The organism is uncultured Caldilinea sp., from assembly GCF_937128415.1.
Classification (GTDB): domain Bacteria; phylum Chloroflexota; class Anaerolineae; order Caldilineales; family Caldilineaceae; genus Caldilinea.
Map to the genome: position 1 here is coordinate 42,501 of NZ_CAKZMJ010000014.1, position 26,454 is coordinate 68,954.

Consider the following 26,454-nt stretch of genomic DNA (forward strand, 5'->3'; position numbering starts at 1 on the left):
TTGAAGGGCACGTCGACGTCGACCAGGCTGGCCACATAGTTGTCGATCTCGCGCAACAGCGGCAGATTGTACTTGCGTCGGATCATCTCCGGGTTGTAAGCGTACATGCGCGCGATCAGGCCGCCCAGCGGCGTGATGCCGTTGCGCTCGCCGATGCCGAGGACCGAGGTGTCCACATGCGTGGCGCCCGCCTCCAGCGCGCAGTAGGCGTTGGCGACGGCGCAGCCGGTGTCGTTATGGCCGTGAAACTCGATGTCGCAAGAGACGACGCCGCGCAACGTCTTGACGAGATCATACACCTGCCGCGGGGTGGCGATGCCCACGGTGTCGGCGATGCCGACGCGGTTGACGCCGATCTTGTCCACCGCCCGGTAGATGGTGAGCAGGTCCACGAGGTCGCTGCGGAAGCTGTCTTCAGAGCTGAAGCGCACCTCCAGCCCTTTGCTCTTGATGAACTCGATCACCTCGATCGCCGACTCGATGATGTAGGGGATGTCCTTGCCGTGGGAGAACTGGCGCAGATAGCTGCTCGTGCCGAAGACTACGTCGATGCCGTCGGCGCCGGTGTCGACGGCCAGTCGGGCGTCGTCCATGTGGCAGCGCACGTGCGTGAGGATTTTGGTCTTCAGGCCCAGCGAGGCGATGCGCTCGAGGTCGGCGCGGCTTTGGGGGCTGGCGGCCGGCGAGGTCAGCTCGATGTACTCCACGCCGAAGGCGTCGAGCAACCGGGCGATCTCCACCTTCTGTTCGGTGGTGAAAAAGGCATTGGCGAACTGCTCGCCCTCGCGCAAGGTGGATTCGATGATGGCGAAATTGTCAAGACTCATGGCGCACGCTCCTGTGATGAAAAACGAATTCCAGACAAACAAAAAACCGGCCGATCCGTCTGGATGGCCGGTTGGGTGTCGTCGCTGAACCCGAGCAAGCACGCATCACCAGACGGTGAAGTCGTCCGGAAACTGCTTCTTGCTCTTCTTGTTCAGAGCGATCGATAGACCGAGAAACACCTTCAGGCTCCGCTGTTCAGAGATTCAAAACACGTAATCCGGATAGTACCAGAATGCGATCGCGCTGTCAAATCGACACAAGGGGCAAGCGACCGAAAAGATTTCAGCATCGCAGGCTACGGTGAAACAAAGCGTTTCCGGCTGCAGACGATAAGCTCAGGTCGCGCAAAAGATGCTCGCCCCATTTTTTGGCAAACTGAGGAGTTGAGGAATTCGCAAACGCTGACGCCGACCGATTGTTGACTTTTCCCCATCACCTATGGCAGACTTTTGTATAGGAGTCTCCATCGGGGAGTAGCGCAGTCTGGTAGCGCACAGCGTTTGGGACGCTGGGGTCGTAGGTTCAAATCCTATCTCCCCGACTCGTGCGGGTATAGCTTAAAGGCAAAGCTCCTGCCTTCCAAGCAGGCGATACGGGTTCGATTCCCGTTACCCGCTCTCAAGCAAATCAGCTCTCCCTCTCGGATCGGTAGCTCAACGGCAGAGCAGGGGGCTCATAACTCCTTGGTTACAGGTTCGAATCCTGTCCGATCCACTCGCTTTCCCCTCTGTTTTTCTCATCCTCCCGCAACTTCAAAAAGTGCAACTACTTCAAAATGTAATAGGTGGCGCGTTTGCTGCCGATGCGGATGAGCAAATTTTTGTCCACGAGGTCGGCGAGATCGCGACGGATCGTCTCCGGGTGGACGTCGGGCGCCAGCGCCTGCAGGTCGCTGTTGGTGATGCGACCATGCTGCCGGACGAAGGCTAGCGCCGCCTCCTGTCGTTCGTTGAGGAAGGCGTGCGGCCAGCGCTGCTTCTGCGCCTGCACGCTGACCAGCTCCTCGCCCGCCGAGCGCAGCGTGACGCGGAAGCCGGCGGCCGTCTCCTCGAACTCCGGCGGGGGCAGCCCGGCCTCCTCCATAGCGGCGATCATGCGATCGATGCCATAGCCCAGACGCTCGATGTAGCCGAGATCGGTGAGGACGGCGACGATGGCTTCGTTGCGACTGTACCGTTCGTCTTTGATGTTTTCGACCGTCACATGGCCGGGCAAGCGCCCCGGGCTGTAGACTTCGAGCCGGTCGCTGAACATGAGCAGCCGAATGCCCTCCCCGCGGATGCTGTAGTCGCGATGCGCAATGGCGTTGACGATGGCCTCGCGCACGACCGGCAGAGGGTATTCGGTGGTCTCTTCCCGCGCCATGCCGCGTATGCGCATGCCGCGCCGCATGTTGGCGATGACGAAGGCCTCGGCCTGCCGCGCCTGCTCCGCCAACACGCCGCCGATGTCCTGACGAACGAACTCATCGCCCATGGCGCCGCCGGCGTAGCGCACGCAGATGATCTCGGCGCTGCGCAGGAAACGCTGCGGATTGCGCCCAAAGAGCAGAATGCCGGCCACCGTCGGCGTCGGCTGCTCCAGGGGAAGCCCGTCGGCGCCGCGGCGGGTGATGCAGCCGCGGCTGAGCAACGCCTCCACCACATCCTCGTCCGGCGGCAACCCGAGCTGATCGAAGTAGCGGCCAACGCGCGCCATATCGAGGTCTTCAAGCGTGGCCTCTTCGACAGGCTGGCTCTCGAAGCCGCTCTCGCTGCGTTCGAGCAGAAGCTGGCGCAGCTCCGTCGTCGTCAAGGGGCGATTCTGATGACCGGCGCGCGTCAGATAGAGGCCGCGGACGTTGTAGACATGGGGCAGTCCTTCCGGCACATAGACGGAGAGCACGGCTGCGCCGTCGATCTGAACGATTTGAGGGCTGGGCAGGATGATCGGCGGGTCGGGCAGGAGGCTAGCCTCCATCAGCAGGTCGCGCAGTTCGGCGAGGTCAACGTCGGGCTGCGGGACGCCTTTTGCGGTCACGCCGAGCAGGACGACGCCGCCCTCTGCGTTGGCCATCGCCGCCAGCGTCTCGGCCAGATGGCGCCGCGAGATTTTGGCGGGCAGCAAGGCGACGCGCATGGAAGGCCCATCGGACAACAGACGCTTCACTTCTTCGGGCGTCAGTGCAGCCACGCGGCGACGCAGGGTCATGTCCTCGTCTCTCCTGTACGGTCATCTGTGCGGCCGTCAACATCCAGGGCGTCCTGGACGTCGCTCTCCCCATTCTCCCTCACTTCGATCTCCGCTTCAAAGTCCTCCTCGAACTCCTCATCCCAATCGTCGTCATCAACATCGTCCAGCTCGTCCGCCTCGGCCTCCTCCTTGCGCAAATCCTCCGCTGCGCCGTAGAAGATCAACAGCACCGACCCATAGCGGCGCCGGTCGTATTCTTCCAGATGCGTCAGTGCAACCGGCGCGTCCTCGCGCGGGTGAATCTGCACGACCACGCTCCCGTGCGGCGCCAGCAGCGCCGGCCGGGCGTCGATCAGCTGCAGCGCCTTGATCCAAAGCCCCTGGTATTGCGGCGGCGCCACGAAAATCAGATCGTAAGGCTCGCCTTGATAGCGTTGCAGGTAGGCGAAGCTGTCGCTGCGCAGCACGGCGGCCTGTTGTTCGAGGCGGCAATGGCGCAAATTGGCGTGAATGGTGGCGATCGCCTTGCGACTCACCTCGACGAAATCGACCCAGGCCGCGCCGCGGCTCAACGCCTCGATGCCGACGCCGCCGGTGCCGCCGAAGAGGTCGAGCACGCGCGTCTCCACGATCCAGTCGCCCAGGATGCTGAAGAGCGCCTCCTTGGCGCGATCGGTGATGGGCCGCGTGCCCTCGCCCGGCGTCATGATCAATTTGCGTCCTTTGGCCTTGCCCGCAATCACGCGCATGGCGACTCACCCTTACAGGCTAGCGCACAACCAGAAGCTCCCAGGAGCCGTCGTTCAACAGGCTGAAGTAGCGGATCGTGGCGTCCTCGAAGCAGGCCAACATGCGGCCGCGCTCGAAATTCTGCACGATCGAATGCTGACAGAGGCGCTCCTCCCGTTCGATAAAGCCGAGTTGTTTTTGCAAGGCCTCGACGGAGCACCAGAGTTTGCCGAAGCCGCGGCGCGGCAAAGGCGGAGAGGTGGGCGGCCCGTCCAATGGGTTGCATGAGAACTCCGGCTGGCTTTCATCCCAGGTGTCCCGGTACGATTGCCAGCTTTGGTCGGCGAAGAGCACGTAAATTTGCTGGTCGCTGCTGAACCAGAGCATGAAACGGTTGTAATCCGGCCCTTCGCCGAATTCATTGATGGCGACCGGCTCATGGCTGCTCGGCCCGATCGGGCAGCCGAGGCGCGTGTACAGGTCTGGAAAGCCGGCCAGGTCCATGTCATAGTCGATGGCGCAGCGCTCTTCCTTTTCGTCGACCGTCAACACGGAGACGGTGGGGGTGGCGGGCGGGCCGGCCGGCTGCGTTGGAATTTCTACGGCGGTTGGCGGCACTTCTTCCTCGCCAGGAGGCGTAGGCGTCTCCGGCGCTGCGCTGGCGGGGGTGGCGGTCGGCGTGGGGGTTGGGCGCTGCTCGCCGCCGCATGCGACAAGCGCTCCTGCAAGGCCCACGGCCAGCAACACAGCGAGCGTCAGACGTCGCCATCGCAAACAAAGCATGAGCAGATTGCTCCACAGCGCTGATGATGGCAAGATTCCCTTCCTTTTACTCCACTTCAATCGGACCTAACTCAATTGCAAAGTCGGTGGGGCCAGCGCTCACCGCCAGGCGCTGACCGGTGACCGCATCGTACAGGCCGACCGCAAGCGTGTAGCGGCCGGTGGCCAGCGTGGTGGGCAACAGCAGGCCGTATCGATCCACGATTTCATCGCCCGGACGCCATGTGCTGGTGGGGCGCATCCAGAGCACGGGTTGACCATCGCGCTGCAAAATCTTTTCGCCTCGATCGTTGAGCAGATGCACAAAAACTTGATAATCCTTCTCCACCGGACGCAGGCTTTGCCACAACAACGTCAACAGGATGTGGCCGCCAGGGCGAGCCGTTGGGGTCAGCGCATAGCCGCGCAGTCGTATCCATCCGTTGGCGTCGTTGATCGGCGCAGCGGCCGGATCGCCGAAGATCGTGCCCAGTCCACTCTCGATCATCTCGGCGGCGGGCGCCATTGCATAAAGCGCCAGGCGCTGATTGGAGGGGCCGGAAATGCGGTCATCCATCAGCAGAAAATCATGGATGCGCAGCGAGCGCTCCCAGCCGGACTGCTCCGGCGGCGTATAGTCGGGCGTCACCCAGAGGCGTTCGTAGGCGTTGCGCAGTCGGTTCAAGAGCGCCTCATCGCTTTCGTCCAGCGCAGGACGGGGCGCCGGACCATACACCGGCAGCGCGCTGCGGTGCACGTTGGCAAAATCTTGCGCCCAATCGATGCGCAGCAGCAGCACGGCGTCGCCGCCACGCCCCTCCTTCTCAATGCGTTCGGCGACCAGGCGCGCCTCCGGATTGCTGAGGGCGGTGTTGTAATAGGTGAGCAGGCCAACGACCAGCAAAGCCAATGCGAATCCGTAAAGAAAATTGCGCGGGCGATCGTTGACCTCTTCCCCCTGAGGAGTCCGCAACTGCTGCACCAGGAAGACAAGCCCCACCAGGGCGCCGACCAGTGAAACGACCAGCGGCAGCCAGTCGACGGCGTCGAGCCAGGCGCCCCCGCGCCACCAGGCAAACTGGATGGCGTCGTTGCGAATCATCTCCCACTGCATCACCAGCGGCGAGTATTCAAGACGGGTGAAGGTCTCCGCGGCGAAGAGCGGCTTCACCGTCTCCGCCAGTCGATCCTGCACCAGCCTGTAAGGGACGAGCAGGCCAAGCGCCTGCACAAGCAACGACATCGCCAGCAGAAATGCAACGAGCGCAACCCCGGGCCACCCCAGCTTGCGTTCAGAAACGAGCAACCTCCAGCCAGGCGCGGCGAGCACGCTCAAGAAAGGCAACGTCGGCGTGATGAAGCGCGCGCCCCAGCTATACCCGCCGTGCCACATGTACCATTTGGCGTACACGACGAAGTAGAGCGCAACCAGAGCGAGCGTCAAAATCAGAAAGCGCCGCTGATGACGCCAAAACCAGAGCGCCCCCGGGAGGGCCAGCAGCAAAATCGGGTTGTACCAGACGAACCCTCGTGCAGGGCCGATCGTCAGTCCAAAGAAGCCAAAAAGCCAGTCGGCGCTGAAGGTTTCGCTCTCCACATAGCCTGTGTCCCAAATGCTGCCGAAGCGCGCCCAGTTCCACCAAAGCGAGAGCAAGCCCGCCGCCACCACCGGAATGCCAAACGCGACGACGGGGCGCCAGTAGAGCCAGAAGGCGCGACGCAGCCGCTCTAACGTTGTTTCACCGGCGTGGGCTGCAATGGCCGGCAAGACGAACCAAAGCCCAATCAGGTAGATCGGCAACGTCAACAGGTTGATGGTGCGGGCGAGATAGGCGACGCCCCAGGCCAGGCCGGCGCCGAACAGATAGCGTTTGCGCCGCGATTGACCGTAGGCGACCAGGCCATACGCTGCAGCGAACAACCCCCACCCACAGACCGGATCGCTGAAGAAGGTCTGCGTGTAAGGCCAGGCCAGCGTGAAAAGGCCATAGATCAGCGCAACCGTGATCGAGAGGCTGCGCGACCAATCGAGCCGACGCCCCAGCCGGAAGAGCAGCGCGCCCGTCCACGCCGTGAGCAGCGGGTTGAGCAGCATCGCGGCGTGCACCATGCCGATCGCCGGCCACACCCTGGCGATCCACACCAGCGGCGCAGCCAGCAGCGCCATCCCCAGGCCCTTGCGCGTATAGAGGGCGCCGTCCGGCCCGATGTTGCCCTGTTGCGCGCCCATCCACAGCAATTGGTTGTTGTCGAAGGCGCCGCGACGCACGAGGTTTTCCGTCACGGCAAAGGTGGCGAGACCGTCGCTGCTGTCGATCACGCCGGTGTAGGTCAGCATGTAGCAGGCCAGCAGAAAGCCGAAAACGAGCAGCGCCGTGCTGCGATCTTTCGGGCTGATGTCTGGGTGAAACGTTCGCATCGTTCAACGCACTTCCACGTCGATTGTCACATGGTCGGCGAGCGCGCCATCTGTAAGCGTCACAGGCAGCCGCCCGGTCTGATTGTACAGGCCGATGTGCAGCTTGTACGCGCCCGGCGCCGCATCCGCCGGAATCGTCAACCGATAGACGTCGCGCACCATCTCGCCGACGCGCCATGCGCTGGTCGGCGCCTGCCCCAACATAGGCGGGTTGTCCTGCTGCGCGACCATGCGGCCATCCGGCGCAAACAACTGTGTGAAGACCGTGTAATCGTCCTTGATCGGCGTCATCGCCTGCCAGTATAGCACCAGCGACAACGTTGCGCCCGTTTTGGCCTCGCCCAATCGAACGCTGCGCAGCGCAATCTGTCCGGAGGCCGCCTCAAATACGCCCAACGGCCGGGCATCGTCCAAAAGAAACGCGCGCACCAGTTTACAGCCGTCGAGATGTTGCGCATCGACGCGATAGACGTCGGGCCGAGCGAAAAAGTTCATCGCCGCCTGCGCCCATTCTGCGGCGCCGTTGGCCCGCTCGATCCACCAAAATTCGCCCTTCTGCGCCAGCGCAGCAAGCTTCTCCGCCTTGACCAGGTCAAACGGTCGGTCCTCCGGGTTGTAGCCGTCGACGACGACCAGCGCGTACTCCTGACGCAACCAGGGATGCAGGTCGCGCCATAGGTCGGTCTCCTCCATCGCAAGGGTGTGCGTCAGCCCATCCGCCTCCGCGCGCAGGAACGCAATCGTCTCCCGGCAGGGATGCTCGGCCAAGCGGCGCTCTTGATAAGCCTGCGCCGCGCGCGGCGCGCCGAGAAGCATGACCACGAACACCATTGCCATCACAGCCGCCGAAAGGCGCACAGCTGCGCTTTGCAAGCGAACGCCTGTTTTCGCCTGCGGCCAGATTTGCCCCAGAAAATCGACGGCGATCAACGCCAACAGCGCCGTGCGCGCCAGCACCGTTGCGACCAGAATCCAGCGCTCATCGGGCAGCAGAATCAGATAGACGCTGCTTTCGAGCACGTTGAGCAAGGTGAGCATGACGGCCAGCAGTGCGCCGAACATGTCGGCGCGCAGCAGCGCCAAAAAGGCCAGCACCCACACGACAAATTGAGGACTCCAACCTTTGCTGTAGAGGAAGAGCCAGATGACGCTCACCGCCGTAAAGGCGATGGGCGTGCGCACGCGCCCCCAATCATAGCGGCGGGTGTAGAGCCACAGATAGAGCAAGACAAAGCCCAGCGTGATCCACGTCCACGGCAGCCGCGAGCTCCACTGGCCGCCCTGCTCCAACCCGCGCAGGTTGCGCATGTCGATCGGCACCAGGCCAAAGCCATAGTAGCCGTCGAGCAAGGCCCACACGCTCTGCCACGGCGGACGCAGGTTGTTCACAGTGAAGCTGCTGACCGCCAGCGAGGGGTTGAAGTGCGCCAGCGGCAGACCGACGCCCACGACCACAAGGAGAAACACCGTCCCGTAGAGGAAGGGCTTCAGCAAGTTGCCGGGCGAGCGGCGGTTGAACCATTCGCTGCGCAGGGCGTCGAGGCTGAGCCGCGCGCCCAGCCAGCGCACGGCCACCGGAACGAGCACCATCGGCGTCAGCTTGACCAGAAAGCCCAGCGCGGCGGCGACTGCGCTGGCGATCCATGCGCCGCGACGTCGACTCAACAGCAGGTCAAGGCCGAGCAAGAGGAAAAAGAGCGGCATCGCCTCGAACCAGCCCAGCAAGGTGTAGACCGGCGCAAAGAGCAGCGCGTAAAAGAGGGCCGCCTTCAGCGGGAGAGGTGGATCACCGCTCTCCCACCCGCCCGGCTTTTCGATCAGGCTGTGCGCTTCTGCGTCTCTACGTCCTTGCGGCGCTGCGCTCTCCGCCTCTTCGATGCGCCCTGCCAGCCGATAAATTAAGATCAAATTGCCGATCTCAAAAAGCAGCAGCTCGAGACCGAAAAGCAGATGAAAAAAAAGCCTTGGCTCCACCCAGGGCGGGATGCGGCTCGACCACTCGAAGACGGGCAGCATCAAGGCTGGGAAGAGCGGGGGGTACGCCGTCCACAGATCGACGAAAGTGGTGTACCCCATGGGGATAGTCAGTCCCCATGCGTAGTAGAACTCGTAGTCGGAGTTGTCGGCGATGAAACCGCCCGGGCGAAAGAGCACGATGGCGAAAAGGCGGAATGCGCTGAACAACAGCAGCAAAATCAAAAACCATCGATGCATTGCGTAAAAACGTCGCAGCCGGGTCAGCAAGGTGCTCATGAGGATGCGTCAGAGGAAGGATGAACGGCCAGCGACGCACCGGCGTCGACGCCGGTGAATGCAGTTGGCTCTTCACTGCGCAGGCGACGAATGACCTCTCCGAAACCCGCCAGCGCAGCGACGCCGCCGCTGAAGAGCAAGAAGCTCCAGTAGGTGATGAAGCGAACCAGCAACACGGCGGCGCCGACGTTGAACGCAGCGCCGACCATCGGCGTGAGCGCAAAGAGCGCAACATAGGCGACGTCGATCTGCCCCACGCCGCCGGGAGTGATCGGCGCCGCAGCCAGCACATCGACGGTCAACGCCACAAAGGCTGCATGTGCGAAAGGGAGATCGCCGCCCAGGCTGCGGATAACGAACCAGAGCACCATCGCATCGCTCAGCCAGATGAACAGGCTCTCCACAAAGACCAACGCAGCGACGCGGGGGCGTCCCGCCAACAGGCGCAGCGAGCCAACCACCTGTTGGACAAAATTCAGCGCCTTCTGCCAGAGGAAGCGCTGACTCCACGTGCGCAACCAATCCAGCAGGGTCGGCGCTGCAAGGATAACGACCGCCAGCCCGACGAGCAAAGCAAGCGCGGCGACATAGCTCACGGTCACCCAGCTCGGGGCCTGCGTATGCAACACCGACCAGCCGAATCCGGCGCCCAGAGCCAGGATGGCCAGGATGTCGAGCGTCCGCTCGCTCACGATCGAACCAAGGCCAACGCCGACCGGGACTGCGGCGCGCCGTGGGTCTTCCAGCCGCAACACACCGACGCGCAGCAGATCGCCGGCGCGGGCGGGAAGAAGCGCACTGACGAACCAGCCGGCGATCAACAAGCTGGTCGCGTACCCGTAGCTCAGACGATAGCCCGCCATGCGCAACAGGCGCCGCCAGCGGAGTCCGCGCACGCCGAAGCTGACGTAGTGCACCAGCAGCGCCGCCAGCAGCCACCAGCCGTTGGCGGAAGCGATGGCGTCGAGCGCAGCGCTTCCGCCAAACAGGGCGATCAACGCCGCCCAGGTGACGACGCCCAAAATGACCAGCAGCGACAGCCGTCTACGCGTCAAGACGCTGGCGAAGGCGCTGGATGAACGGCCCAGGGTCGACTGCGATTCCCTCATTCCACCCATTTTGCGGAGGAATGCACGGAAGCGCAAATCGTCGGCGTCGTCAATCCGTCTGTCAACCTATCACGGCCCCCAATCCGCCACCTGCTCTCCGCCGAAGCCGTAGTGGATTTCGACCTCGATCGGCAGGGGGCGTTGGTTGCCGCCGTCTGCGTCCATCACCCATAGCCGCCAGGGGCCGGCGTCGTTGCGCTCGTTGCGATTGCTCAGGTAGACGATGTGCCTGCCGTCATAGCTGAAGGCGGGCGCCACGTTGCTGGGAAACTGGTCGACCAGCGCCGTCACCGGCCGCGTGAGCTGGACCAGGCCACTGCCGTCCGGGTTGATGCTGAAAATCTCCCAGCGCGGACCTTCCTTGGACTGATAGACGATGCGGCCGCCGTTCGGCGCCCAGTCGGGGTCCCAGTCCCAGTGGCCGTTCTGCACCGAGCGCGTGTCGCCGTCCGGCGCATCCTGTGTGATCTCGAGTCCGGCCTTCGATTGATAGACGATGCCGGCCTCGTTCCAGTCCGGCGCCAGCGCCGAATCGAGCGCGGCAATGTCGCGAAACTCCTTGCCTTCGGCGTTGACGCGCGAAAGGCCGAAGTTGGGCAACGAGATGCGTTCGGCGTTGCGCAAGAAGATGCGGCCCAGGAGCGCAGGCGGAATGTTTGGGAAACGTCCGGAAAGCTCTCTCAGGCTCACGCAGCCGAAGAACTCGGTGTCGAAGCATTTGTATTCGCCCAGCAGCCGGCTGAAGACGATCCACTGCCCATCCGGACTCCATTTGGGCGAGGTGATCAGCTCATTGCCGCCGTACACCTTCCGCTCGTTGGCGCCGTCGATGTCGATGCTGTAGATGCCATCGCGCACAAACGCCACTTTCCGACCGTCGCGGCTGATGGCGGGGTCGAAGCCGTTGGTCAGAAAGCGCACCTCGTTGCGCGTCAGATCATAGACGTAGATGGCGCCGCGGCCGTCCTGAAAGACGATCTTGCCGCTCAGGCCGCTGGCGCCGGTCGTGCGCACAGCCGGTTGGGCAGTAGGCGATGCAGTGGGCGATGCAGCGGGCGACGGCGGCGCCGTCGCAGCAGCCGGAGGCGGCGTCGCTTCAACTTCGGCGGAAGGCGTTGCCACAGCAGGCGCATTCAACGGCGTCGGCGACGGGGTCGAACCGGTGAACTCCGCTGACGAAACAGGCAACGTCGTCAAGTCTTTCTCGACGCGCACCAGCGACGCCGCCACCCAACCTGCGCCATCCGGCAGGTCGTCGCGCACAATCAACAGCCAGTCGCCCGCGTCGTTGCGCGCCGCCAGGGAGAGCGTCTCGCCGCCGACCGCCTTGCCGATGATGCGGTAGGCTGCGCCCGGGCCAGAGCGGATATTCAGCCGGGCGCCGGTCACGTTGGCGACGCCGGTCATCACGGCTTCTGGCCGCGCCTCGGCGGCGACAGGCGCAGGCGTAGGCGTCGCCGCAGTCTGAGCCGTCGCTGTGGGCGTCGCCTCGGCTTCCTCTGCAGGAGTCGTCATCGCCTCCGCAACGGCGTCATCCTGCGCAACTTCACCCTGCGCAGCGACGACCGGCAGCTCCTCGACGCCAAAGATCACCACGTCCGCCGCTTTCACCCAACCCTGCCGTCCGTTCAGCAACTGCACCATCAACCAGCTTGCGTCGGCGTTGCGTCCTATGGCGGTGACCGCCTCGGCGCCTGGCAGCTCGGCCAGCGTTTCGCCCTCTGGCGCGCTGGCGAGTCTGGCGCCCGTGCCGATCACCACACCGAGCGCTCCACTCTCGACGGCCAACGGCGCATTGATAGGCGTCAAGCTGCGAGTGGCGGACGCCGAAGGCGTAGCTGTTGCAGCAGCAGCAGAAGTCGCGGTTGGCGTTGGCGACGACGCAGGCTGTTGCATAGGAGTTTGTGTGGGAGTCCGCCCAGGAGTTGGCGTCGGGGGCGGGGATGTCGGCGTCGCCGTGGGCGTCGGCGTCGCCTGCTCAACGATCGGCAGCGTCTCAACGCCGAAGATCACGACGCTGCGCGTAGCGACCCATCCCCTCGTTTTGCGTTCTGTCTCCACCTGAAGGTAGGCGCCATCGCGCGTGCGCCCCAGCGCCGTCAGGATATCGCCGGGGGCGAGCTGGCGGATAATGCGCCCGCCGGGTGCGTCTGTAAGCGCGGCGCCGTCCAAACCCACGACGGCCATTTTGCCCTCGCCGAGGCTTTCCTGCGCCGATGCAGCGGGGAACGTCCATCTGTTCGGCGCAACAACGGCGCCGAAGAGCAATCCCATCGCCAGCAACACGCTGAACAGCGGTTTTAGGCGTCTCCACCTCTTGCTTTTGAACATGGCAACCTCATTCACTTTCACAACCCATTTGAAATTCTTAAAATTTACAACACTGCTGCAAAATCCGTTTTACAGATCTATTGAGAGCGCAACGCATCCACCCGACGAGGCTCCGCACGCGTTGCGCCGCAAAGCCGCTCTTTTATTATCGCACCGACGTTTCTGTTCGACCAGCAATGCAACTTACGATGACGGCCGTCGTTGGGAAAAGTGCAAACCATCCACTACAATGAGTGAGAAAATACAAATGAGCGTGGAAAAAGAAGCGACACGCAACATGGAGCATTCGTTCGACGCGAGTATGGCTGAAGAAGCACTTGTTCTGGGCGCGCCGGCGCCCTCTTTCACCTTGACGGCGCTTGGCTCGAATCGCTCGGTCGGAAGCGACCTCTGTCGAGGAACGCCGTTGATGCTGGTCTTTCACGACCAACACACCATCGAAGCGGTGCGGACTATGCAGGAGGCGGTGCGCGCCCGCTGGCCCGACGCCGCCCAACTACTCATCTGCAGCGTTGTCGACATGAGCGCGCTGCCGGTTTTTGTGCGCCCGCTGGCCGAACGGGTGATGAAAAGCGCCTACGCCAAAGCCAGCGAGGCCATGCCGCCGGGCCTCAATGCAGCGGATTACGTGGTGATCTTGCTCGACTGGGACGGCGCTGTGTCGCGACAATACGGCGCCCACAAAGTGAACGAAGCGCCGTTGCTCGTCCTTCTCGATGCCATTGGGATCGTGCGCGGCGTTTACCGGGGACGCCAATTGGCGGAGGCGGCGCTGCAGATGCTTGCTTCCCTGGAAAGCGCCTCTGAGCAGCATCCATCATCGACGCCTCTATGATATAATTTTGCGCCATGAAAGCATTCACCATTATGGGGCGCACGCTCAAAGGCGCCTATGAAGAATTTTTCCTGGTCATGGCTCTCAGCGTCGTTTTCTGGATCGGGACCCTTTTGATCGTGACGGCCCCGATGACCTGGGCGGGCGTTCACTACGTCGCCAACCGCATTGCCAATTACAAACGCGCTGGCTTCGACTTTTTCTGGGAAGGCGCAAAGCAACATATCGGCCGCGCAGTGTTGCTCTGGTTGCTCCTGCTTGCGGCGCCCCCGATCATGGTGAACAGCGTCGATTTTTACTTCAGCAACGGTGGCTGGCTGGTGGTGCCGGGCTTCATCACGCTCTGGCTGCTTTTGCTCTCGGCGCTGGCGGCGCAATACTTCTATCCGCTCTTCTGGCAACAAACGGAGCCGAAACTCTCGCTGATTCTGCGCAACAGCTTTCTGCTCGTCGTGCGCCATCCGCTCTATTCGCTGCTGATGCTGCTCTTCCAACTTCTGTTAATTGCAGTCAGCGTGGCTTTGCTGGTGCCAGTGCTGTTGATCTTGCCGGGGCTGTTGATTCTGGCGCACAACTACGCGTTGGTCGGCCTGCTGCAGGAGATGAACCTGGCGCCGCAGCCGCCGGAGATGTCGGGAACGTGATGATGCAAGAGAAGACGTTGGAGATCCTCATTCCGGCGAAACAGCGCATCGTCACCGTGGCCGAGATGCAGGCGCTCGAACGCGCCGCCGACGCCGGCGGCCACTCCTACGCCGCCATGATGGAGCTGGCCGGCTGCGCCGTGGCCGAGGCGATCCTGGAGCGCTACGGTCGCGTCTCCTGTCTGGTGCTGGCCGGGCCGGGCAACAACGGCGGCGATGGGTTGGTCTGCGCTCGCCATCTGCACGAAGCGGGTGCGGCGGTGCGCGTCTACCTGTGGAAACGCGCCACCGACCCGGAGCGAGACTACGAGGGACACTTCGCGCGCCTCCAGGCGCTCGGCGTTCCTGCAGCCCACGCCGATGCGGATCCCGCTTTCGAGACGCTGCGCGCCTGGCTCGACTGCAGCGTCGTCGTCGATGCACTGCTGGGCACCGGCGCCAACCGCCCCATCCAGGGGCAACTGGCCGACCTGCTCGACGAGGTGCAACGGGCGCGCAGCCTGCGCCAACCCGCCTTCCGCGTCGTCGCCGTCGATTGCGTCAGCGGCATGAACTGCGACACCGGCGCGCTCGACCCACACTCGCTGCCGGCGGACCTCACCGTGACCTTCGCCTGCGCCAAGGCAGGCCACTATCTCTTTCCCGCAGCCGAGGCCGGCGGCGAGCTGCTCGTCGCCGACATCGGCATCGACCCTGCGCTCGTGCAGGGCGTGCGCACCTTTGCGCTCGACGAGACGACGATTCGCTCCTGGCTGCCCGCCCGGCCCGCCAACAGTCACAAAGGCGCTTTCGGCAAGGTGATGCTGGTCGTCGGCAGCGAGGCGTATCCGGGCGCCGCCTATCTCGCCAGCGCTGCGGCCGGACGCGCCGGCGCGGGGCTGGTCACCGTGGCGTCGATCCGCGCGGTCTGTTCGCTGACGGCGGCCAAACTGCCGGAGCCGACCTACGTGTTGCTACCCGAAGCAGCGGGAGCCAATGGCGCCGTGATCGCCGGCGAGGCCTCCGCGACCGTCCATGAGGCCATTCAGGGCTATCGCGCGCTGGTGGCGGGATGTGGCCTGGGCAACGCGCCCGCCACGCGTCAGTTCATGGCGAATCTGCTGAGCCCTTCCCTCCCCGCCGCCGTGTTCGACGCCGACGGGCTGAATTGTCTCGCTGCGCATAACGGATGGTGGCAAAGCCTCCCTGCGCACACGGTGCTAACGCCGCATCCGGCGGAGATGGCGAGGCTGTGCCGTCTTTCCATTGCGCAGGTGCTGGCCGACCGCTGGGCGCTGGCGCGCCAAAAGGCCGCAGAATGGGGCTGCACGGTGCTTCTCAAAGGGCCTTACACGGTGGTCGCCGAGCCGTCCGGCTGGCTGGCGGTGCTGCCTGTGGCGACCTCGGCGTTGGCGACCGCAGGCTCCGGCGATGTGTTGGCGGGGGTTATCGGCGGCTTGCTGGCGCAGGGGCTAGACGCCTTTGCAGCGGCCTGCGTCGGCGCATGGCTGCACGGCGCAGCGGGGCTGGCGTGCGCGGCCTCCATCGGCGAGGCCGGCGTCGTGGCGTCTGACCTGCTGCCGCACCTGCCGCGCCTTCAGAAGCGCCTGCGGAGCGAGGATGTGGATTCCTCCCTCAGCGGCGGTGCCCCCTGATCAATCCTTCATCAACTGCACAATCGAACGCACGATGTCGAAGGTGGCGTGTGGATGGCCCAGCGCCCGGGCGCGCGCCGACATCTCGCGCAGATGCTCGCGCTCCGGTCCGAACCAGCGGGCGACGATGGCCGCAATCGCAGCGGGCGACTTCTCGTAGACGCCGACGCCGTTCTCCACGACGAAGGGCACGTTGCCCTCTTCCTGGCCCGGGATGAAACCGCTCAGGATGATCGGCAGGCCGCAGATCAGCGCCTCTGCGATCGTGCCTGGCCCCGCCTTGGTCACGATGCAATCGCAGGCGTGCATCCAGTCCGGCATGTTGTCGACGAAGCCGTTGACGCGCGCCGGCGTGCGCCATGCACGCGTGGTCAGCCGCTCTTGCAGCGCCTTGTTGCGACCGCAGATCACGACGATCTGCCCAAGGGGGCGCCCCGTTGCGCTCAGGCTGGCGTCGCATGCGGCGGCGATTTCTTCCACCGGCCCCACGCCCTCGCCGCCGCCCATGAGCAGCACGGCGGGCAGCTCCAGCGCCATCCCCAACTCGGCGCGCAGGTCGGCCTTGGGGCGAGGCGACCGCGCAAAGGCGGGGCGAATCGGGAGACCCAAGAGATGGATGCGGGCGGGGTCGACGCCTGCTTTCAACGCCATTTGGCGCGTGTTTTCGCTGGCGACGTAGACGGCGTTCACCTCGCGATGGAACCAAAGCGGATGAGCGGTGGTCAGGTCGGTCACGACGGTGACGAACGGAATGCGCTGCGGGCGCCGCGCCATCGCCAGCATGCAGACCAGTTGCATTAGCGGGTGCACGGAGATGATCAGATCGGGCTGATGGGCGTCGATGACGCGGTGTGCAGAGCGGACAAGCAGTCGGCTGCCGATCTGGGCCAACGTATTGCTGAGGCGATGGTTTGGGCCGCCGTAGAGCAGCTTCCAGAGCCAGGGCGCATCGTTGGAGAGAAAAGGATACGCCTTGGGCATCTGGTTGAAGGGCCACGGCATATAGTCGGTGATAAAATCGACAATCTCGATGGCGAAGCGGTTGGGATAGAGCTCGTCGAAACCGGCTTTCAGCGCCTGCGCGCTGGCGCGGTGACCACCGCCGGTGTCGCTCATCAAAATCAGGATGCGTTTCATGAAGGTCGTCGACTAGTAAGCGCCTGTTGCGCGCAATACGGCCGGCGCCGAACGCAGCAGAATGCTGATGTCCAGGCCAATGCTCCAGTTTTCCACGTAGTAGATGTCCAACAGCACCATCTCGTCGAAGGTGAGGTCGCTGCGTCCGCTCACCTGCCAAAGTCCCGTCAGGCCGGGGCTGACCGAGAGACGCTTTTTCATCCATTCCTGATATTGCGCCACCTCTTCTGGCAGATTGGGTCGCGGGCCGATCAAACTCATTTCCCCGCGCAGCACGTTGTAAAGCTGCGGCAGCTCATCGAGGCTGTAGCGGCGGATGAAGCGTCCCACGCGCGTCAGGCGCGGATCGTTGCGAATCTTGAAGAGCGGGCCGGTGGATTCGTTGAGATCGGCAAGCTGGCTGCGCATCTCGTCGGCGTTGTCCACCATGGAGCGAAACTTGTAGCAGACGAACTCTTTGCCGTTCTTGCCCACGCGCACCTGTTTGAAGAGGATGGGGCCGGGCGTGTCGAGGCGAATTGCGATGGCGATCACCGCCAGCAGCGGCAGAGCCAAAAGCGCCATCAACGAGCCGACGACTAGATCAAAGGCGCGCTTGAAAACCAGGTTCCACCCCTGAATGGAAATGTCGCGCGTCGAGATGAGGGGAATGCCGTTCAGTTCGTGAACCTTCATCTGATTTTTGGTGAGCTGAAAGAGGTCGGGAACCACATAGGCGTCCACCTTCATCTGCTCACATTCGCGCAGCAGCCGCTGAATCGTGCGATGCGTTTGCCACGGCAGGCAGATGATCACGCTCTGAATGTTGTATGCGGCCATTACCTCGGGTGCGTTGTCGACCGGCCCTAGCGCTTTGAAACGCCCGACGTCGGTGCTGCTCTTGGCCGGGTTGTCGTCGAGAAAGCCGATGAGCTTCCAGCCGTAGTCGGGCCGCGCCGCCAGCGTGCGCATGACCATGCGCCCCACGTCGCCGGCGCCGATCAACAACACGCGACGCACGCCGATGTCGTACTGACGCAGATGGGCGCGCGCCATCATGATGATCAGCCGGCTGAGGCCCAGATAGAGCGTCACGAAGATCGCCGTGTATAAGAAAACGAGACGGCTGTAGAGCATGGGGCGGAAGAGCAGATTGACGGCGATCAGGATGATCACGCCGGCGGTGGTCGCCGTAGCGATGCGCCAGGTTTCCTCGATCCAGCTCCGCCCAGGTTGATAAGGGTAAACTCCAGAAAATCGATAGGCGATCAGCAAAAAGAGCACCAGCAGCGCCACCTGCGGCAAATAACTGGTGAGCGGAAGCTGAAAGGCCGGATCGACGGCGATGAACAGCTGAGCCTGATAGCGCAGCGCATACGCCGTGAGAAAAGCCAGGAAGATCAACAGTCCATCCGAGGCGATGAGCAGCGGCCTCCACAGACGCTCGGGCACGCGGCGCGCCAGCGCCGCCAGCCAACTTTCACGGTGTTTCTGCGTCTTGAGATTCTCTTGCGTAGCCGTTTTCGTCACGCTCAGATGGTCAACGCCTGCCATTGTCTAGGAATGATTTTAGAGCCTGCAGGCGCACCTGCGTCCCTGACCCAACCCGGTGCGCCTGACTGAGTTCGCCAGACCGATATTGTGCCAGCGAATTGCATTGCTCACAAGTTGGCGGCGGCGCGTAGATAGACGCTGCAGGTCGCTTCGGCGCACCGTCGCCAGGAAAAACGCGCTGCATGCGCCAGCCCGCGCTGCCCCAGTGTGCGCCGCAGCGCCGGCTGACTCATCACCAGATGCAGCGCAGCGACCAATCCCGCCTCGTCCTGCGGGTCGAACGTGATCGCTGCGTCGCCCGCCACTTCCTGCACGCCGGGCGCCCGACTGCAGATCACCGGCGTCCCGCTCGCCATCGCCTCCAGCACAGGCAAGCCAAACCCTTCAAATAAGCTGGGATAGACGAACGCCTCTGCGCCCGCATACCAGGCGGGCAGCGTTTCTTGCGAAATAAAGCCCGGAAAGTGCACGGCGTCGATGAGCCCCAACTCCTGAACGATGTGGAAGATTTCTGCATACCACCATCCTTTGCCGCCGGCCAGCACCAACTTCACCTCTCGGTCAGCCGGGGCGCACAGCGTGCGCCAGCGGGCGAAGGCGCGCACCAGCAAAGCCAGGTTTTTACGCGGCTCCAGCGTGCCGAGATAGAGCAGATAGCGCGGCGGTGCGCCGCTCTGGCGACGGAAGGTCTCCAACTCTGAGGGCGAGTGCGGCCTGAAGCGCGTCGACACGCCATTATGAATCACGACGACGCGGTCCGCCGGCGCTGCAAAATAGCGCTGCACATCGTCGGCCGTCTGTCCGCTCACGGCGATGATCCGGGCAGCCCGCTTCACACTGGCGCGACAGAGGGCGGTCAGGTATGTGCGTTTGACGGGCGGCAACGTCTGCGGAAGCCGCACAAAGGAGAGGTCATGGACGGTGACCACGCCAGGACAGGGCGCAGCCAGAGGCAGCACGTTGACGAGGCCATGCACAAGGTCGGCGCGTTGACGACGCAGGTGCAGAGGCAATTGCGTCTGCTCCCAGAGAATGCGCGCGGTCGGCTGCTCGAGCAGCCGGGGCGAGTGGATCAGGCGGACGCCGGGCGCTTCAAAGGAGTTGACATGGAGATAGGCGGAGAATTCCCAGGGCGATGAGCCGCGCTTCCTCTCTTCAAGCGCCAGTTCGCCGAGGGCGCGCACCAACTCGGCGCTGTAGGTGCTCACGCCTGCACTGCGATAGCCCACCTGATCGCTGATCAGTTGTGCGTTAAGCGCAACTTTCATGAACGCCTCAACACCTCTCGATACAGGTTCACCGTGCGCTGCGCCACCTGCTGCATCGTAAAGTGCGCCAACACGCGGCGCCGCCCCGCCTGCGCCAACCGGATGCGCATCTCCGCATCATCCAAAAGCATCTGAAGCTGTTGGGTCAACGCCTGACGGTCGCCTTCGGGGAAGACCAAGCCGGCGTCGCCGATCACCCTGGGAATCTCGCCGCTGTCGCTGCCCACGACAGGCGTTTCGCACGCCATCGCCTCGATCAAGACGCGACCGAACTGCTCCTTCCAGCTCGGCGTGGTGCGGCTGGGCAAGACCAGCACGTCGATGCTGCGGTGGAAGGCGGGCATCTCCGTGCTGGGGATGCGGCCGACAAAGGCCACGCGCTGTGCAACGCCGAGCCTCGCCGCCAGGGTTTGCAGCGCGCGCTGCTCGCTGCCTTCGCCCGCCAGCGTGAGCCGCCATTCCCCTCGCAGATGGGCGCACGCGTACAGCAGATCGTCGAGTCCTTTCTCCGGCAAAAGGCCGCCGGCGTAGCCGATATGCAGGCGGCCGGCGAGAACGCTGCGCGCCTTCGCCGGCGCGAAATGCGCCGGATCGACGCCGAACTGTGGAATCACCGCCAACGCGCCGACGTAGCCTTTGCGCCGTAGGACGTTCGCCGCCTCCTCGCTGCCGGCAATGGCCGCAGCGGCTGCAACGTAGTTGGCGCGCTCGAACCAGGAAAAGGGCGGCGGATAGCGGCGCAACAGATTCTGCCACGTAAAGAAAAGCGCCGGAATGCGTTGGCGGTGCGCCGCGCGCAGCGCCAGCCACGTGGCAAAGTTGTACGGCTCTTCGTCCATGTGAAGCAGATCGGGCGCAATGCGACGAATCTCCGACGGAAGCGTCGGATAAAAATGAAGATGAAACGCGCCGTTGAAACCAATGGGGATCGAACGCAATTGGTAGCCTTCGGTGTACGTCCGCTGCAACGGTTGCGCGCCACGGCGATCGCGCCAGGATGGCGGCGTCAACACGATTAGCTCCACCCCCAGCGCCGCGATCTCTTCCGCCTTGCGCTGATAGGCGCCGACCACCATCGCCTTACTGACCAGAAGCACGCGCATGCGCCCATTATAAACTGGGTTCATCCCACCGAAGGATTTCCCGCCCTTGTGCTATGCTATAGTGCGATCAAAAAGTGCGATCAAAAGCGCGCAGATTCGTTTCGGACGAAGGTGTTGATAAAGGACGTAGAGACAAGATGAGAATTCTGCTTTATACGGGCAAAGGAGGCGTGGGCAAGACCAGCATCAGCGCGGCCACTGCCGTGCGCTGCGCCGAGCTGGGCTATCGCACTGCAGTGCTCTCCACCGATCCTGCGCATAGCCTGGGGGACAGCTTCGACCGCCGCATCGGCAGCCAGATGGTCGAGCTGGCGCCGAATCTCTGGGGGCAGGAGATCGACCTGCTCAGCCAGATGGATCAGTACTGGGGCACGGTGCAGAGTTACCTGAACGCGCTCTTTATGTGGCAGGGCATGGACAGCCTCGTCGCCGAGGAGACGGCGGTGCTGCCCGGCATGGAGGAGTTGGCCAGCCTGATGCAGATCACCTCTCTGGCGGAAAGCGGCCGCTTCGACGTGATCATCATCGACGCGGCGCCCACCGGCTCCACCCTGCAACTGCTCAGCTTCCCGGACATCGCCCGCTGGTATATCGAAAAAATTTTCCCGTTCCAGCGCAAAACCATTCAACTGGCGCGGCCGATGGTCAAGCGCATGACCGACATGCCGCTGCCCGACGATGAAATCTTCGACAGCATCGAGGAGCTGGTCAGTTTTCTAGAGCGCATGAGCAAACTGCTCAGCGACGGGCGAGTGAGCAGCATGCGCGTGGTGCTGAACCCCGAAAAAATGGTGGTCAAGGAAGCGCAGCGCGCCTACACCTACCTGAATCTCTACGGCTACAGCGTGGACGCCGTAATCTGCAATCGAGTGTTTCCCCGCTCCATCGCCGATCAATATTTCGACGCGTGGAAGAGCGCGCAGGCGCAGAACCTGGAGCTTGTGCACGAGTGCTTTTATCCCTTGCCGATCCTGGAAGCGCCCTTCTTCGAGCAGGAGGTGATCGGCATTCCCATGCTGCGCCAGATGGCTGCAGCCGTCTTCGGCGCGGAGGCGGTGCGCGGGGGCGAGGGCGACCCCACCCGTCACTATTACATCGGCAAACCGCAGGAAATTTTCCGCAACGGCGCCCACTATGTGCTGAGCTTGCCGCTGCCGTTGGTCGAACGCAGCGAAGTGCATCTGCACCGCAGCATCTTCGACGAGCTGATCATCCGCATCGGCAACTGGAAGCGCAACGTGGCGCTGCCGATGGGGCTGGCTCGATTGGACATTGCGGGAGCGAAGTACGAACAGGATCGCCTGAACATCTACTTCAAAATCAACGAGGCAACGCCCGAAATCAGCGAAGAAGAGCTCAAGCCCAATCGTTGGGAGAACCTGAAAGCAAGATTCCGGCGCAGTTGATGGGAAGATCAGCGATTGACCAGCGGCAAAAAGATGCTGTTGGTGAAGCGGATTTGTGCGCCGCCCGAAGCGTCGCCAGGAATCGGAAGATCGATGCTGCTGGCGCCGTTGACCTCGTCCAGCGTCACAAACTGCACTGCAGAACGGTTGGCTTCAGCGTCCTGCGCCCAAACCCGATAAGCGCCGTAGGGAAGATCGCGTGCAACGAAAAAGCCCTCGGCGTCGGCGCTTAAGACGATCGGCGCAGCCTCTCCTTCACGCTGAATGAAGACCGTCGCGCCTGCAGCGTTCGGCTCGCCAACGTTCGCCTGACCGTTCCCGTCCAAGTCGTAAAAGACCGAACCGGAAATGTATCCGCTTGAGCCAGGCTCTTCACCGACCGCCAGCGCCGCCGCGCCGAAAAGGGCAAGCAGTGTCAGTTGGATGACGCCAATGGCGACGAGCCGTTTGGGCCACTTCATAGGGACGCTACGCTCCGAAAAAGGGTTCATCTGGGGATGAGCATACCACGCAATGCGGCTTACGACGCTTTCATTTTCCTTTCATTCTATTCCTCTTTGCGTAAAGAAGCAATATATTCTGGTTAAATAGACGATAATTTTAAGGTTGGAATTTGCAGCGAGGGCTCTATCGTCAAAAGAACGGCGCTTTAGGAGGCTCCTTTTGTCTTGTGGTAAAGTACGCACGCAAGTGACGACAGCATTTCTCGCATTTCGCTGTACAATGAGGGAGCGCCTTGCATTGGGACGCCACGGCAGGCGGAAAACTCAATGCTCAGCGGTGGGCGCTCGGGAGCAGGCTCTATGAAGGAGAACGGATATGGGAGTCATGGTTGAACAACGCGTGAGCCTGGAGCAGATGGGCGCAGCGGCGCGCGCCGCCAGTCGTCGTCTGGCTGCTTACACCACCAACGCTAAAAACCAGGCGCTGCTGGCGATTGCAGACAGGCTCGAAGCGCGCCTCGAGCACATCCTTGCGGCCAATGCCCGGGACATGGAGGAGGCGCGCGCCAAAGGGCACACGCCTGCGCTGCTCGATCGGTTGCTGCTCAACGAAGGCCGCGTGCGCGCGTTGGCGGCGGACACGCGTAAAGTCGCCGCGCTGCCCGACCCGGTCGGCGCCGAGATCGAAAGCCGCCTGTTGCCCAACGGCATGCGGCTGAGCAAGCGGCGCATCCCGATCGGCGTCCTGGGCGTCATCTACGAGGCGCGGCCCAACGTCACGATCGACATCGCCGCGCTGTCGCTCAAAACCGGCAACGCCGTGATTTTGCGCGGGGGCAGCGAAACTTTGCGCAGCAACCTGGCGTTAGTGGAGACGATCCAGGACGCGCTGGAGGCGAGCGGCTTCCCGGTGGAGGCGGTGCAATATATCGACAACCCCGACCGCGCGCTGGTGACGCAACTGCTGCGTCTCGACCGCTACGTCGATATGATCATCCCGCGCGGAGGAGCGGCCCTGCACAAGCTCTGTCGCGAGCAGGCCACCATCCCGGTCATCACCGGCGGCATCGGCGTCTGCCATTTGTTCGTCGATGAAAGCGCCGACCTTGCGCGCTCGCTCGACATCATCGAAAATGCACGCGTGCAGCGGCCGAGCGTCTGCAATTCCTGCGACACCGTGCTCGTCCATCGAGCCGTGGCCGCGCAATTTTTGCCCATGCTCGCCGAACGTATGGCGCGCTGCAAGGTGGAGCTGCGGGCGGAGCCGAGGGCGTATGCGCTGTTGCAGGCGAATCCTTACGGCGCCACCGTGTTGGAAGCCGGGCCAGACGATTTCGATCAGGAGTGGATGGCGTTGATTTTGGGCGTCAAGGTCGTCGACGATGTGGAAGAGGCGATTCAGCACATCTACGAGCACGGCTCGGAGCATTCCGACGGCATCCTGACCAACAACCTCGCCAACGCCAATCGTTTCGTCGACGCCATCAACTCTTCGGCGGTCTTCGTGAACGCCAGCACGCGCTTCAACGACGGCGGACAGTTTGGCCTCGGCGCCGAAGTGGCCATCAGCACGCAAAAACTGCACGCCCGCGGGCCGATGGGGCTGGAGGAGCTGACGACCTACAAATGGGTGTGCATTGGAAACTGGGATATCCGTCCATGAACAACGCCGATCCGCCTGAATATATTTATTACGTCAACGGAGCGTTCGTGCCGGCCCGCCAGGCCGCCTTGCATCTGGACGACCTGGGCCTGGTGCGCGGCTATGGCGTCTTTGAGCTCTTGCGCACCTACGGCGCGCAGCCGTTCGGTCTGCAGGCTCATCTCGTGCGCTTGCAGCGCTCCGCCGCCCAAATTGACTTGGCGTTGCCGTGGTCGTTGGATGTGCTCGAAACGATCGTTCAGGAGACGCTGGCGCGCAACGACCCGACGGACGTGACGGTTCGCATTATCGTGACCGGTGGACCCTCGAGCAGCTTTCTCATGCCCGAGGGTCCCCCTTCCCTGCTGGTAATGGTGGCGCCGATCAAACCGCAGCCCGATCACCTATACAGCCAGGGCGCCAGCCTGATCACCTTCGACGCACCGCGCTTTATGCCAACGGTCAAAAGCCTCAACTACATCACTGCGATCCGCGGGCAACAGCGCGCACGCGCGGCAGGCGCCGTCGAAGCGCTCTACTGCGATGCGCAGGGGAGCATCACCGAATGCACCACCAGCAATTTCTTTCTGTTTCACGGCGATCAACTGATCACGCCGGCCAAAGACATCCTGCCCGGCGTGACGCGCGCAGCGGTGCTGACGCTGGCTGCCGATCGCTTCGCGATCATCGAACGACCGATCCATCGCTCCGAGTTGAGCGTCGCCGATGAGGCGTTCATCACCAGCACCACGAAGGAGATCCTGCCGATCGTGCGCATCGATGGACAGAAAATCGGCGATGGCCGCGTGGGTAAGCGCACGCAATGGCTGCTCGAACTTTTCCGCGCTTCTGTCAGGCAAGGTCTTGTTCCCATGTATGAGCCAGCGTAAATTTGTCATCAACAGAGTCGATTCTGTCACCGCTTGTTTGATGGAATATGCGTTTGATGGAATATTTTTGATGAAGTTGCCTTTCACCATGTCGTCCTTTCATCCATCTTCTTTCACCATCTCATCCAGAGCCATCATGTTGCATCGTCTCACGAAACACAAACGCATCCTATTTTTCGTTTTGCTTGTTGTGGCTGCGCTTCTCCTTGCGGCCTGCGGCGCCGGTGGGCCTGCGCCTACGCCTACACCCACCAAGACGCCGGTTGCGGCGGCCGGCAATCCGCATGCCTCGCCCACGCCCGTGGCGCTGCCGATGCCGACGCCCACGCCCGAGCCGCCCACCCCCACGCCGCGACCGGAAAACATCGCCCCGTTCACCGGTCTGCCGGTCGATGATCCGGAGCGCATCAAGCAGTTGCCGATTTTTGTGTGCGTCAACAACGACGCCGCCGGCCGCGCCGCGCACTGGGGGTTGAGCAAGGCCGACCTGGTGTACGAGTACATCGTCGACGGCTTCTCGCTGACGCGCCTGACGGCGATGTATCAAAGCCAGGAGGCGGATCGCATCGGGCCGGTGCGCTCGGCGCGTTATCCGAATATCTGGATGGTGCAGATGTACGGCGGGGTGCTCGCCTGTTCGGGCGGCAGCGACGCCATTCGCTATCTGCTCAAAAATGAAGTCGGCTTTCCCTATCTCGACGCCGATATCGACGACCCTTCCAACAACCGCTATTTCACCAACTTGGGAACCGACTATCGCACGCGGTTACAGGCGCGTACCGATGGCGTACGACAATGGCTTGCGGATAAGGGCATTCCCACGGAGTGGAATAAACCGGGCTTTGAATTTAGTGAAGAGCCCCCGTCCAACCCTGCTGGCGAAGCCACTGTGATTGACATCCCCTACCCTGGCGGCAACAGCGTGCAATGGCGCTACGACCCCGCGCTGGGGGGCTATCTTCGGTACCAGGGCGGCGTGCCACAGTTCGACCCTGCCATCAATGGCCCCATCGTAGCGTCCAACGTGATCGTCCTGGCCGCCGTGCATGAAGTGACCGACATCATCGAGGATACGCTCGGCACCAAGGGCATCAACATCAAACTGCATGAGTTTGGCGACCTGCGCATTTTCCGCGATGGCAAGGTCTACGAAGGCACCTGGCGCGCCAGCCAGGAGGCGCCTCCGCGCTGGCTTGGCCCCGGCGAAGTGCCGATCACGCTGAAACCGGGGCAGAGCTGGGTGCAAGTTGTGCGCAAGATCGAGGACATTTCGTATCAATAATAGAATCGCCCTATCCATCGTTCTATCGACGCTT

The 26,454-nt window shown here is 62.9% G+C and carries 20 protein-coding genes and 3 tRNA genes (1 of these 23 cut by a window edge); 10 read left to right on the forward strand and 13 right to left on the reverse strand.

Annotation, left to right across the window (positions count from 1 at the left end; genetic code table 11):
* Positions 1-827, reverse strand: the 5' portion of a protein-coding gene (lysS, locus tag Q0367_RS02025) for a homocitrate synthase (RefSeq protein ID WP_297630187.1). It extends 349 nt beyond the left edge of the window; only the first 827 of its 1,176 coding nucleotides appear in the window; its start codon is at positions 825-827; its stop codon lies beyond the left edge, outside the window.
* A 468-nt stretch (positions 828-1,295) separates the two neighbouring features.
* On the opposite strand from lysS, the gene Q0367_RS02030 reads away from it, so the two are divergent.
* From Q0367_RS02030 to Q0367_RS02040, 3 genes are all read left to right on the forward strand, one after another.
* Positions 1,296-1,369: transfer RNA gene (locus tag Q0367_RS02030), tRNA-Pro, on the forward strand.
* Between the two features lie 5 nt (positions 1,370-1,374).
* A tRNA-Gly gene (locus tag Q0367_RS02035) sits at positions 1,375-1,445 on the forward strand.
* A 25-nt stretch (positions 1,446-1,470) separates the two neighbouring features.
* Positions 1,471-1,542: transfer RNA gene (locus Q0367_RS02040), tRNA-Ile, on the forward strand.
* A gap of 51 nt (positions 1,543-1,593) precedes the next feature.
* On the opposite strand, the gene Q0367_RS02045 is transcribed toward Q0367_RS02040, so the two are convergent.
* The 7 genes from Q0367_RS02045 to Q0367_RS02075 all read right to left on the reverse strand — a co-directional run bounded on the left by Q0367_RS02045 (position 1,594) and on the right by Q0367_RS02075 (position 12,603).
* Complete coding sequence (locus Q0367_RS02045; RefSeq protein WP_297630189.1) at positions 1,594-3,018, reverse strand: ATP-binding protein; 1,425 nt, start codon at positions 3,016-3,018, stop codon at positions 1,594-1,596.
* Entirely contained in the window at positions 3,015-3,749 is a 735-nt protein-coding gene (rsmD, locus tag Q0367_RS02050; RefSeq protein WP_298980733.1) for a 16S rRNA (guanine(966)-N(2))-methyltransferase RsmD, read from the reverse strand. The genes Q0367_RS02045 and rsmD overlap by 4 nt, the downstream gene beginning before the upstream one ends.
* Before the next feature lie 19 nt (positions 3,750-3,768).
* Positions 3,769-4,545: a hypothetical protein gene (locus Q0367_RS02055; RefSeq protein WP_298980734.1), complete on the reverse strand. Its 777-nt coding sequence runs from the start codon at positions 4,543-4,545 to the stop codon at positions 3,769-3,771.
* Between the two features lie 13 nt (positions 4,546-4,558).
* Positions 4,559-6,910 (reverse strand): glycosyltransferase family 39 protein, encoded by a 2,352-nt coding sequence (locus Q0367_RS02060; protein WP_297630196.1) that lies wholly within the window; start codon positions 6,908-6,910, stop codon positions 4,559-4,561.
* Positions 6,911-6,913: 3 nt separating this feature from the next.
* Positions 6,914-9,163: a hypothetical protein gene (locus Q0367_RS02065; protein ID WP_298980735.1), complete on the reverse strand. Its 2,250-nt coding sequence runs from the start codon at positions 9,161-9,163 to the stop codon at positions 6,914-6,916.
* Positions 9,160-10,272 carry a lysylphosphatidylglycerol synthase transmembrane domain-containing protein gene (locus Q0367_RS02070; RefSeq protein ID WP_298980736.1) on the reverse strand — a complete coding sequence of 371 codons (1,113 nt, stop codon included), beginning with the start codon at positions 10,270-10,272 and terminating at the stop codon, positions 9,160-9,162. Before Q0367_RS02070 ends, Q0367_RS02065 begins: the two co-directional genes overlap by 4 nt.
* Before the next feature lie 69 nt (positions 10,273-10,341).
* On the reverse strand, positions 10,342-12,603 hold the full coding sequence (locus Q0367_RS02075) for an SH3 domain-containing protein (RefSeq protein WP_298980737.1): 2,262 nt from the start codon (positions 12,601-12,603) through the stop codon (positions 10,342-10,344).
* Between the two features lie 301 nt (positions 12,604-12,904).
* Here Q0367_RS02075 and Q0367_RS02080 point away from each other — a divergent pair, with 301 nt between their 5' ends.
* Genes Q0367_RS02080 through Q0367_RS02090 form a run of 3 tightly spaced genes read left to right on the forward strand, consistent with a single transcriptional unit; the run spans position 12,905 to position 15,716 of the window.
* Positions 12,905-13,438: a redoxin domain-containing protein gene (locus Q0367_RS02080; RefSeq protein ID WP_298980738.1), complete on the forward strand. Its 534-nt coding sequence runs from the start codon at positions 12,905-12,907 to the stop codon at positions 13,436-13,438.
* A 14-nt stretch (positions 13,439-13,452) separates the two neighbouring features.
* Positions 13,453-14,082: a hypothetical protein gene (locus tag Q0367_RS02085; RefSeq protein WP_298980739.1), complete on the forward strand. Its 630-nt coding sequence runs from the start codon at positions 13,453-13,455 to the stop codon at positions 14,080-14,082.
* Positions 14,082-15,716, forward strand: coding sequence for an NAD(P)H-hydrate dehydratase (locus tag Q0367_RS02090; protein WP_298980753.1), 1,635 nt, complete (start codon positions 14,082-14,084; stop codon positions 15,714-15,716). Before Q0367_RS02085 ends, Q0367_RS02090 begins: the two co-directional genes overlap by 1 nt.
* Here the strand turns inward: Q0367_RS02090 and Q0367_RS02095 are convergent, their stop codons facing one another.
* The 4 genes from Q0367_RS02095 to Q0367_RS02110 form a co-directional block, all read right to left on the reverse strand.
* On the reverse strand, positions 15,717-16,853 hold the full coding sequence (locus Q0367_RS02095) for an MGDG synthase family glycosyltransferase (protein WP_298980740.1): 1,137 nt from the start codon (positions 16,851-16,853) through the stop codon (positions 15,717-15,719).
* Between the two features lie 12 nt (positions 16,854-16,865).
* Positions 16,866-18,362: an undecaprenyl-phosphate glucose phosphotransferase gene (locus tag Q0367_RS02100; protein WP_298980741.1), complete on the reverse strand. Its 1,497-nt coding sequence runs from the start codon at positions 18,360-18,362 to the stop codon at positions 16,866-16,868.
* A 131-nt stretch (positions 18,363-18,493) separates the two neighbouring features.
* Positions 18,494-19,654: a glycosyltransferase family 1 protein gene (locus Q0367_RS02105; protein WP_298980742.1), complete on the reverse strand. Its 1,161-nt coding sequence runs from the start codon at positions 19,652-19,654 to the stop codon at positions 18,494-18,496.
* Positions 19,651-20,781, reverse strand: a complete 1,131-nt coding sequence (locus Q0367_RS02110; protein ID WP_297630235.1) for a glycosyltransferase — start codon at positions 20,779-20,781, stop codon at positions 19,651-19,653. The genes Q0367_RS02105 and Q0367_RS02110 overlap by 4 nt, the downstream gene beginning before the upstream one ends.
* 113 nt (positions 20,782-20,894) lie before the next feature.
* Here Q0367_RS02110 and Q0367_RS02115 point away from each other — a divergent pair, with 113 nt between their 5' ends.
* On the forward strand, positions 20,895-22,163 hold the full coding sequence (locus tag Q0367_RS02115; RefSeq protein ID WP_297630237.1) for an ArsA family ATPase: 1,269 nt from the start codon (positions 20,895-20,897) through the stop codon (positions 22,161-22,163).
* A gap of 8 nt (positions 22,164-22,171) precedes the next feature.
* Here the strand turns inward: Q0367_RS02115 and Q0367_RS02120 are convergent, their stop codons facing one another.
* The gene (locus tag Q0367_RS02120) at positions 22,172-22,624 is read right to left on the reverse strand and encodes a carboxypeptidase-like regulatory domain-containing protein (RefSeq protein WP_297630239.1); all 453 of its coding nucleotides are present in this window, start codon (positions 22,622-22,624) and stop codon (positions 22,172-22,174) included.
* Between the two features lie 382 nt (positions 22,625-23,006).
* Between Q0367_RS02120 and Q0367_RS02125 the strand changes: the two genes are divergently transcribed.
* The 3 genes from Q0367_RS02125 (at position 23,007) to Q0367_RS02135 (ending at position 26,420) form a co-directional block, all read left to right on the forward strand.
* A complete protein-coding gene (locus Q0367_RS02125) occupies positions 23,007-24,269 on the forward strand; it encodes a glutamate-5-semialdehyde dehydrogenase (RefSeq protein ID WP_363325823.1) in 1,263 nt (420 codons plus the stop codon).
* The gene (locus Q0367_RS02130; RefSeq protein WP_298980743.1) at positions 24,233-25,138 is read left to right on the forward strand and encodes an aminotransferase class IV; all 906 of its coding nucleotides are present in this window, start codon (positions 24,233-24,235) and stop codon (positions 25,136-25,138) included. Before Q0367_RS02125 ends, Q0367_RS02130 begins: the two co-directional genes overlap by 37 nt.
* Before the next feature lie 70 nt (positions 25,139-25,208).
* Complete coding sequence (locus tag Q0367_RS02135) at positions 25,209-26,420, forward strand: DUF3048 domain-containing protein (RefSeq protein WP_298980744.1); 1,212 nt, start codon at positions 25,209-25,211, stop codon at positions 26,418-26,420.
* Positions 26,421-26,454: the final 34 nt, after the last annotated feature.

Bases quoted from the DNA above. Each gene is read 5' to 3' on its own strand.
- Q0367_RS02095 (WP_298980740.1), bottom strand. From the start codon at position 16,853: ATGAAACGCATCCTGATTTTGATGAGCGACACCGGCGGTGGTCACCGC.
- Q0367_RS02120 (WP_297630239.1), bottom strand. From the start codon at position 22,624: ATGAAGTGGCCCAAACGGCTCGTCGCCATTGGCGTCATCCAACTGACA.
- Q0367_RS02045 (WP_297630189.1), bottom strand. From the start codon at position 3,018: ATGACCCTGCGTCGCCGCGTGGCTGCACTGACGCCCGAAGAAGTGAAG.
- rsmD (WP_298980733.1), bottom strand. From the start codon at position 3,749: ATGCGCGTGATTGCGGGCAAGGCCAAAGGACGCAAATTGATCATGACG.
- Q0367_RS02085 (WP_298980739.1), top strand. From the start codon at position 13,453: ATGAAAGCATTCACCATTATGGGGCGCACGCTCAAAGGCGCCTATGAA.
- Q0367_RS02110 (WP_297630235.1), bottom strand. From the start codon at position 20,781: ATGAACCCAGTTTATAATGGGCGCATGCGCGTGCTTCTGGTCAGTAAG.
- Q0367_RS02080 (WP_298980738.1), top strand. From the start codon at position 12,905: ATGGCTGAAGAAGCACTTGTTCTGGGCGCGCCGGCGCCCTCTTTCACC.
- Q0367_RS02070 (WP_298980736.1), bottom strand. From the start codon at position 10,272: ATGAGGGAATCGCAGTCGACCCTGGGCCGTTCATCCAGCGCCTTCGCC.
- Q0367_RS02090 (WP_298980753.1), top strand. From the start codon at position 14,082: ATGATGCAAGAGAAGACGTTGGAGATCCTCATTCCGGCGAAACAGCGC.
- Q0367_RS02060 (WP_297630196.1), bottom strand. From the start codon at position 6,910: ATGCGAACGTTTCACCCAGACATCAGCCCGAAAGATCGCAGCACGGCG.
- Q0367_RS02135 (WP_298980744.1), top strand. From the start codon at position 25,209: ATGAAGTTGCCTTTCACCATGTCGTCCTTTCATCCATCTTCTTTCACC.
- Q0367_RS02115 (WP_297630237.1), top strand. From the start codon at position 20,895: ATGAGAATTCTGCTTTATACGGGCAAAGGAGGCGTGGGCAAGACCAGC.
- Q0367_RS02105 (WP_298980742.1), bottom strand. From the start codon at position 19,654: ATGAAAGTTGCGCTTAACGCACAACTGATCAGCGATCAGGTGGGCTAT.
- Q0367_RS02065 (WP_298980735.1), bottom strand. From the start codon at position 9,163: ATGAGCACCTTGCTGACCCGGCTGCGACGTTTTTACGCAATGCATCGA.
- Q0367_RS02130 (WP_298980743.1), top strand. From the start codon at position 24,233: ATGGGTGTGCATTGGAAACTGGGATATCCGTCCATGAACAACGCCGAT.
- Q0367_RS02075 (WP_298980737.1), bottom strand. From the start codon at position 12,603: ATGTTCAAAAGCAAGAGGTGGAGACGCCTAAAACCGCTGTTCAGCGTG.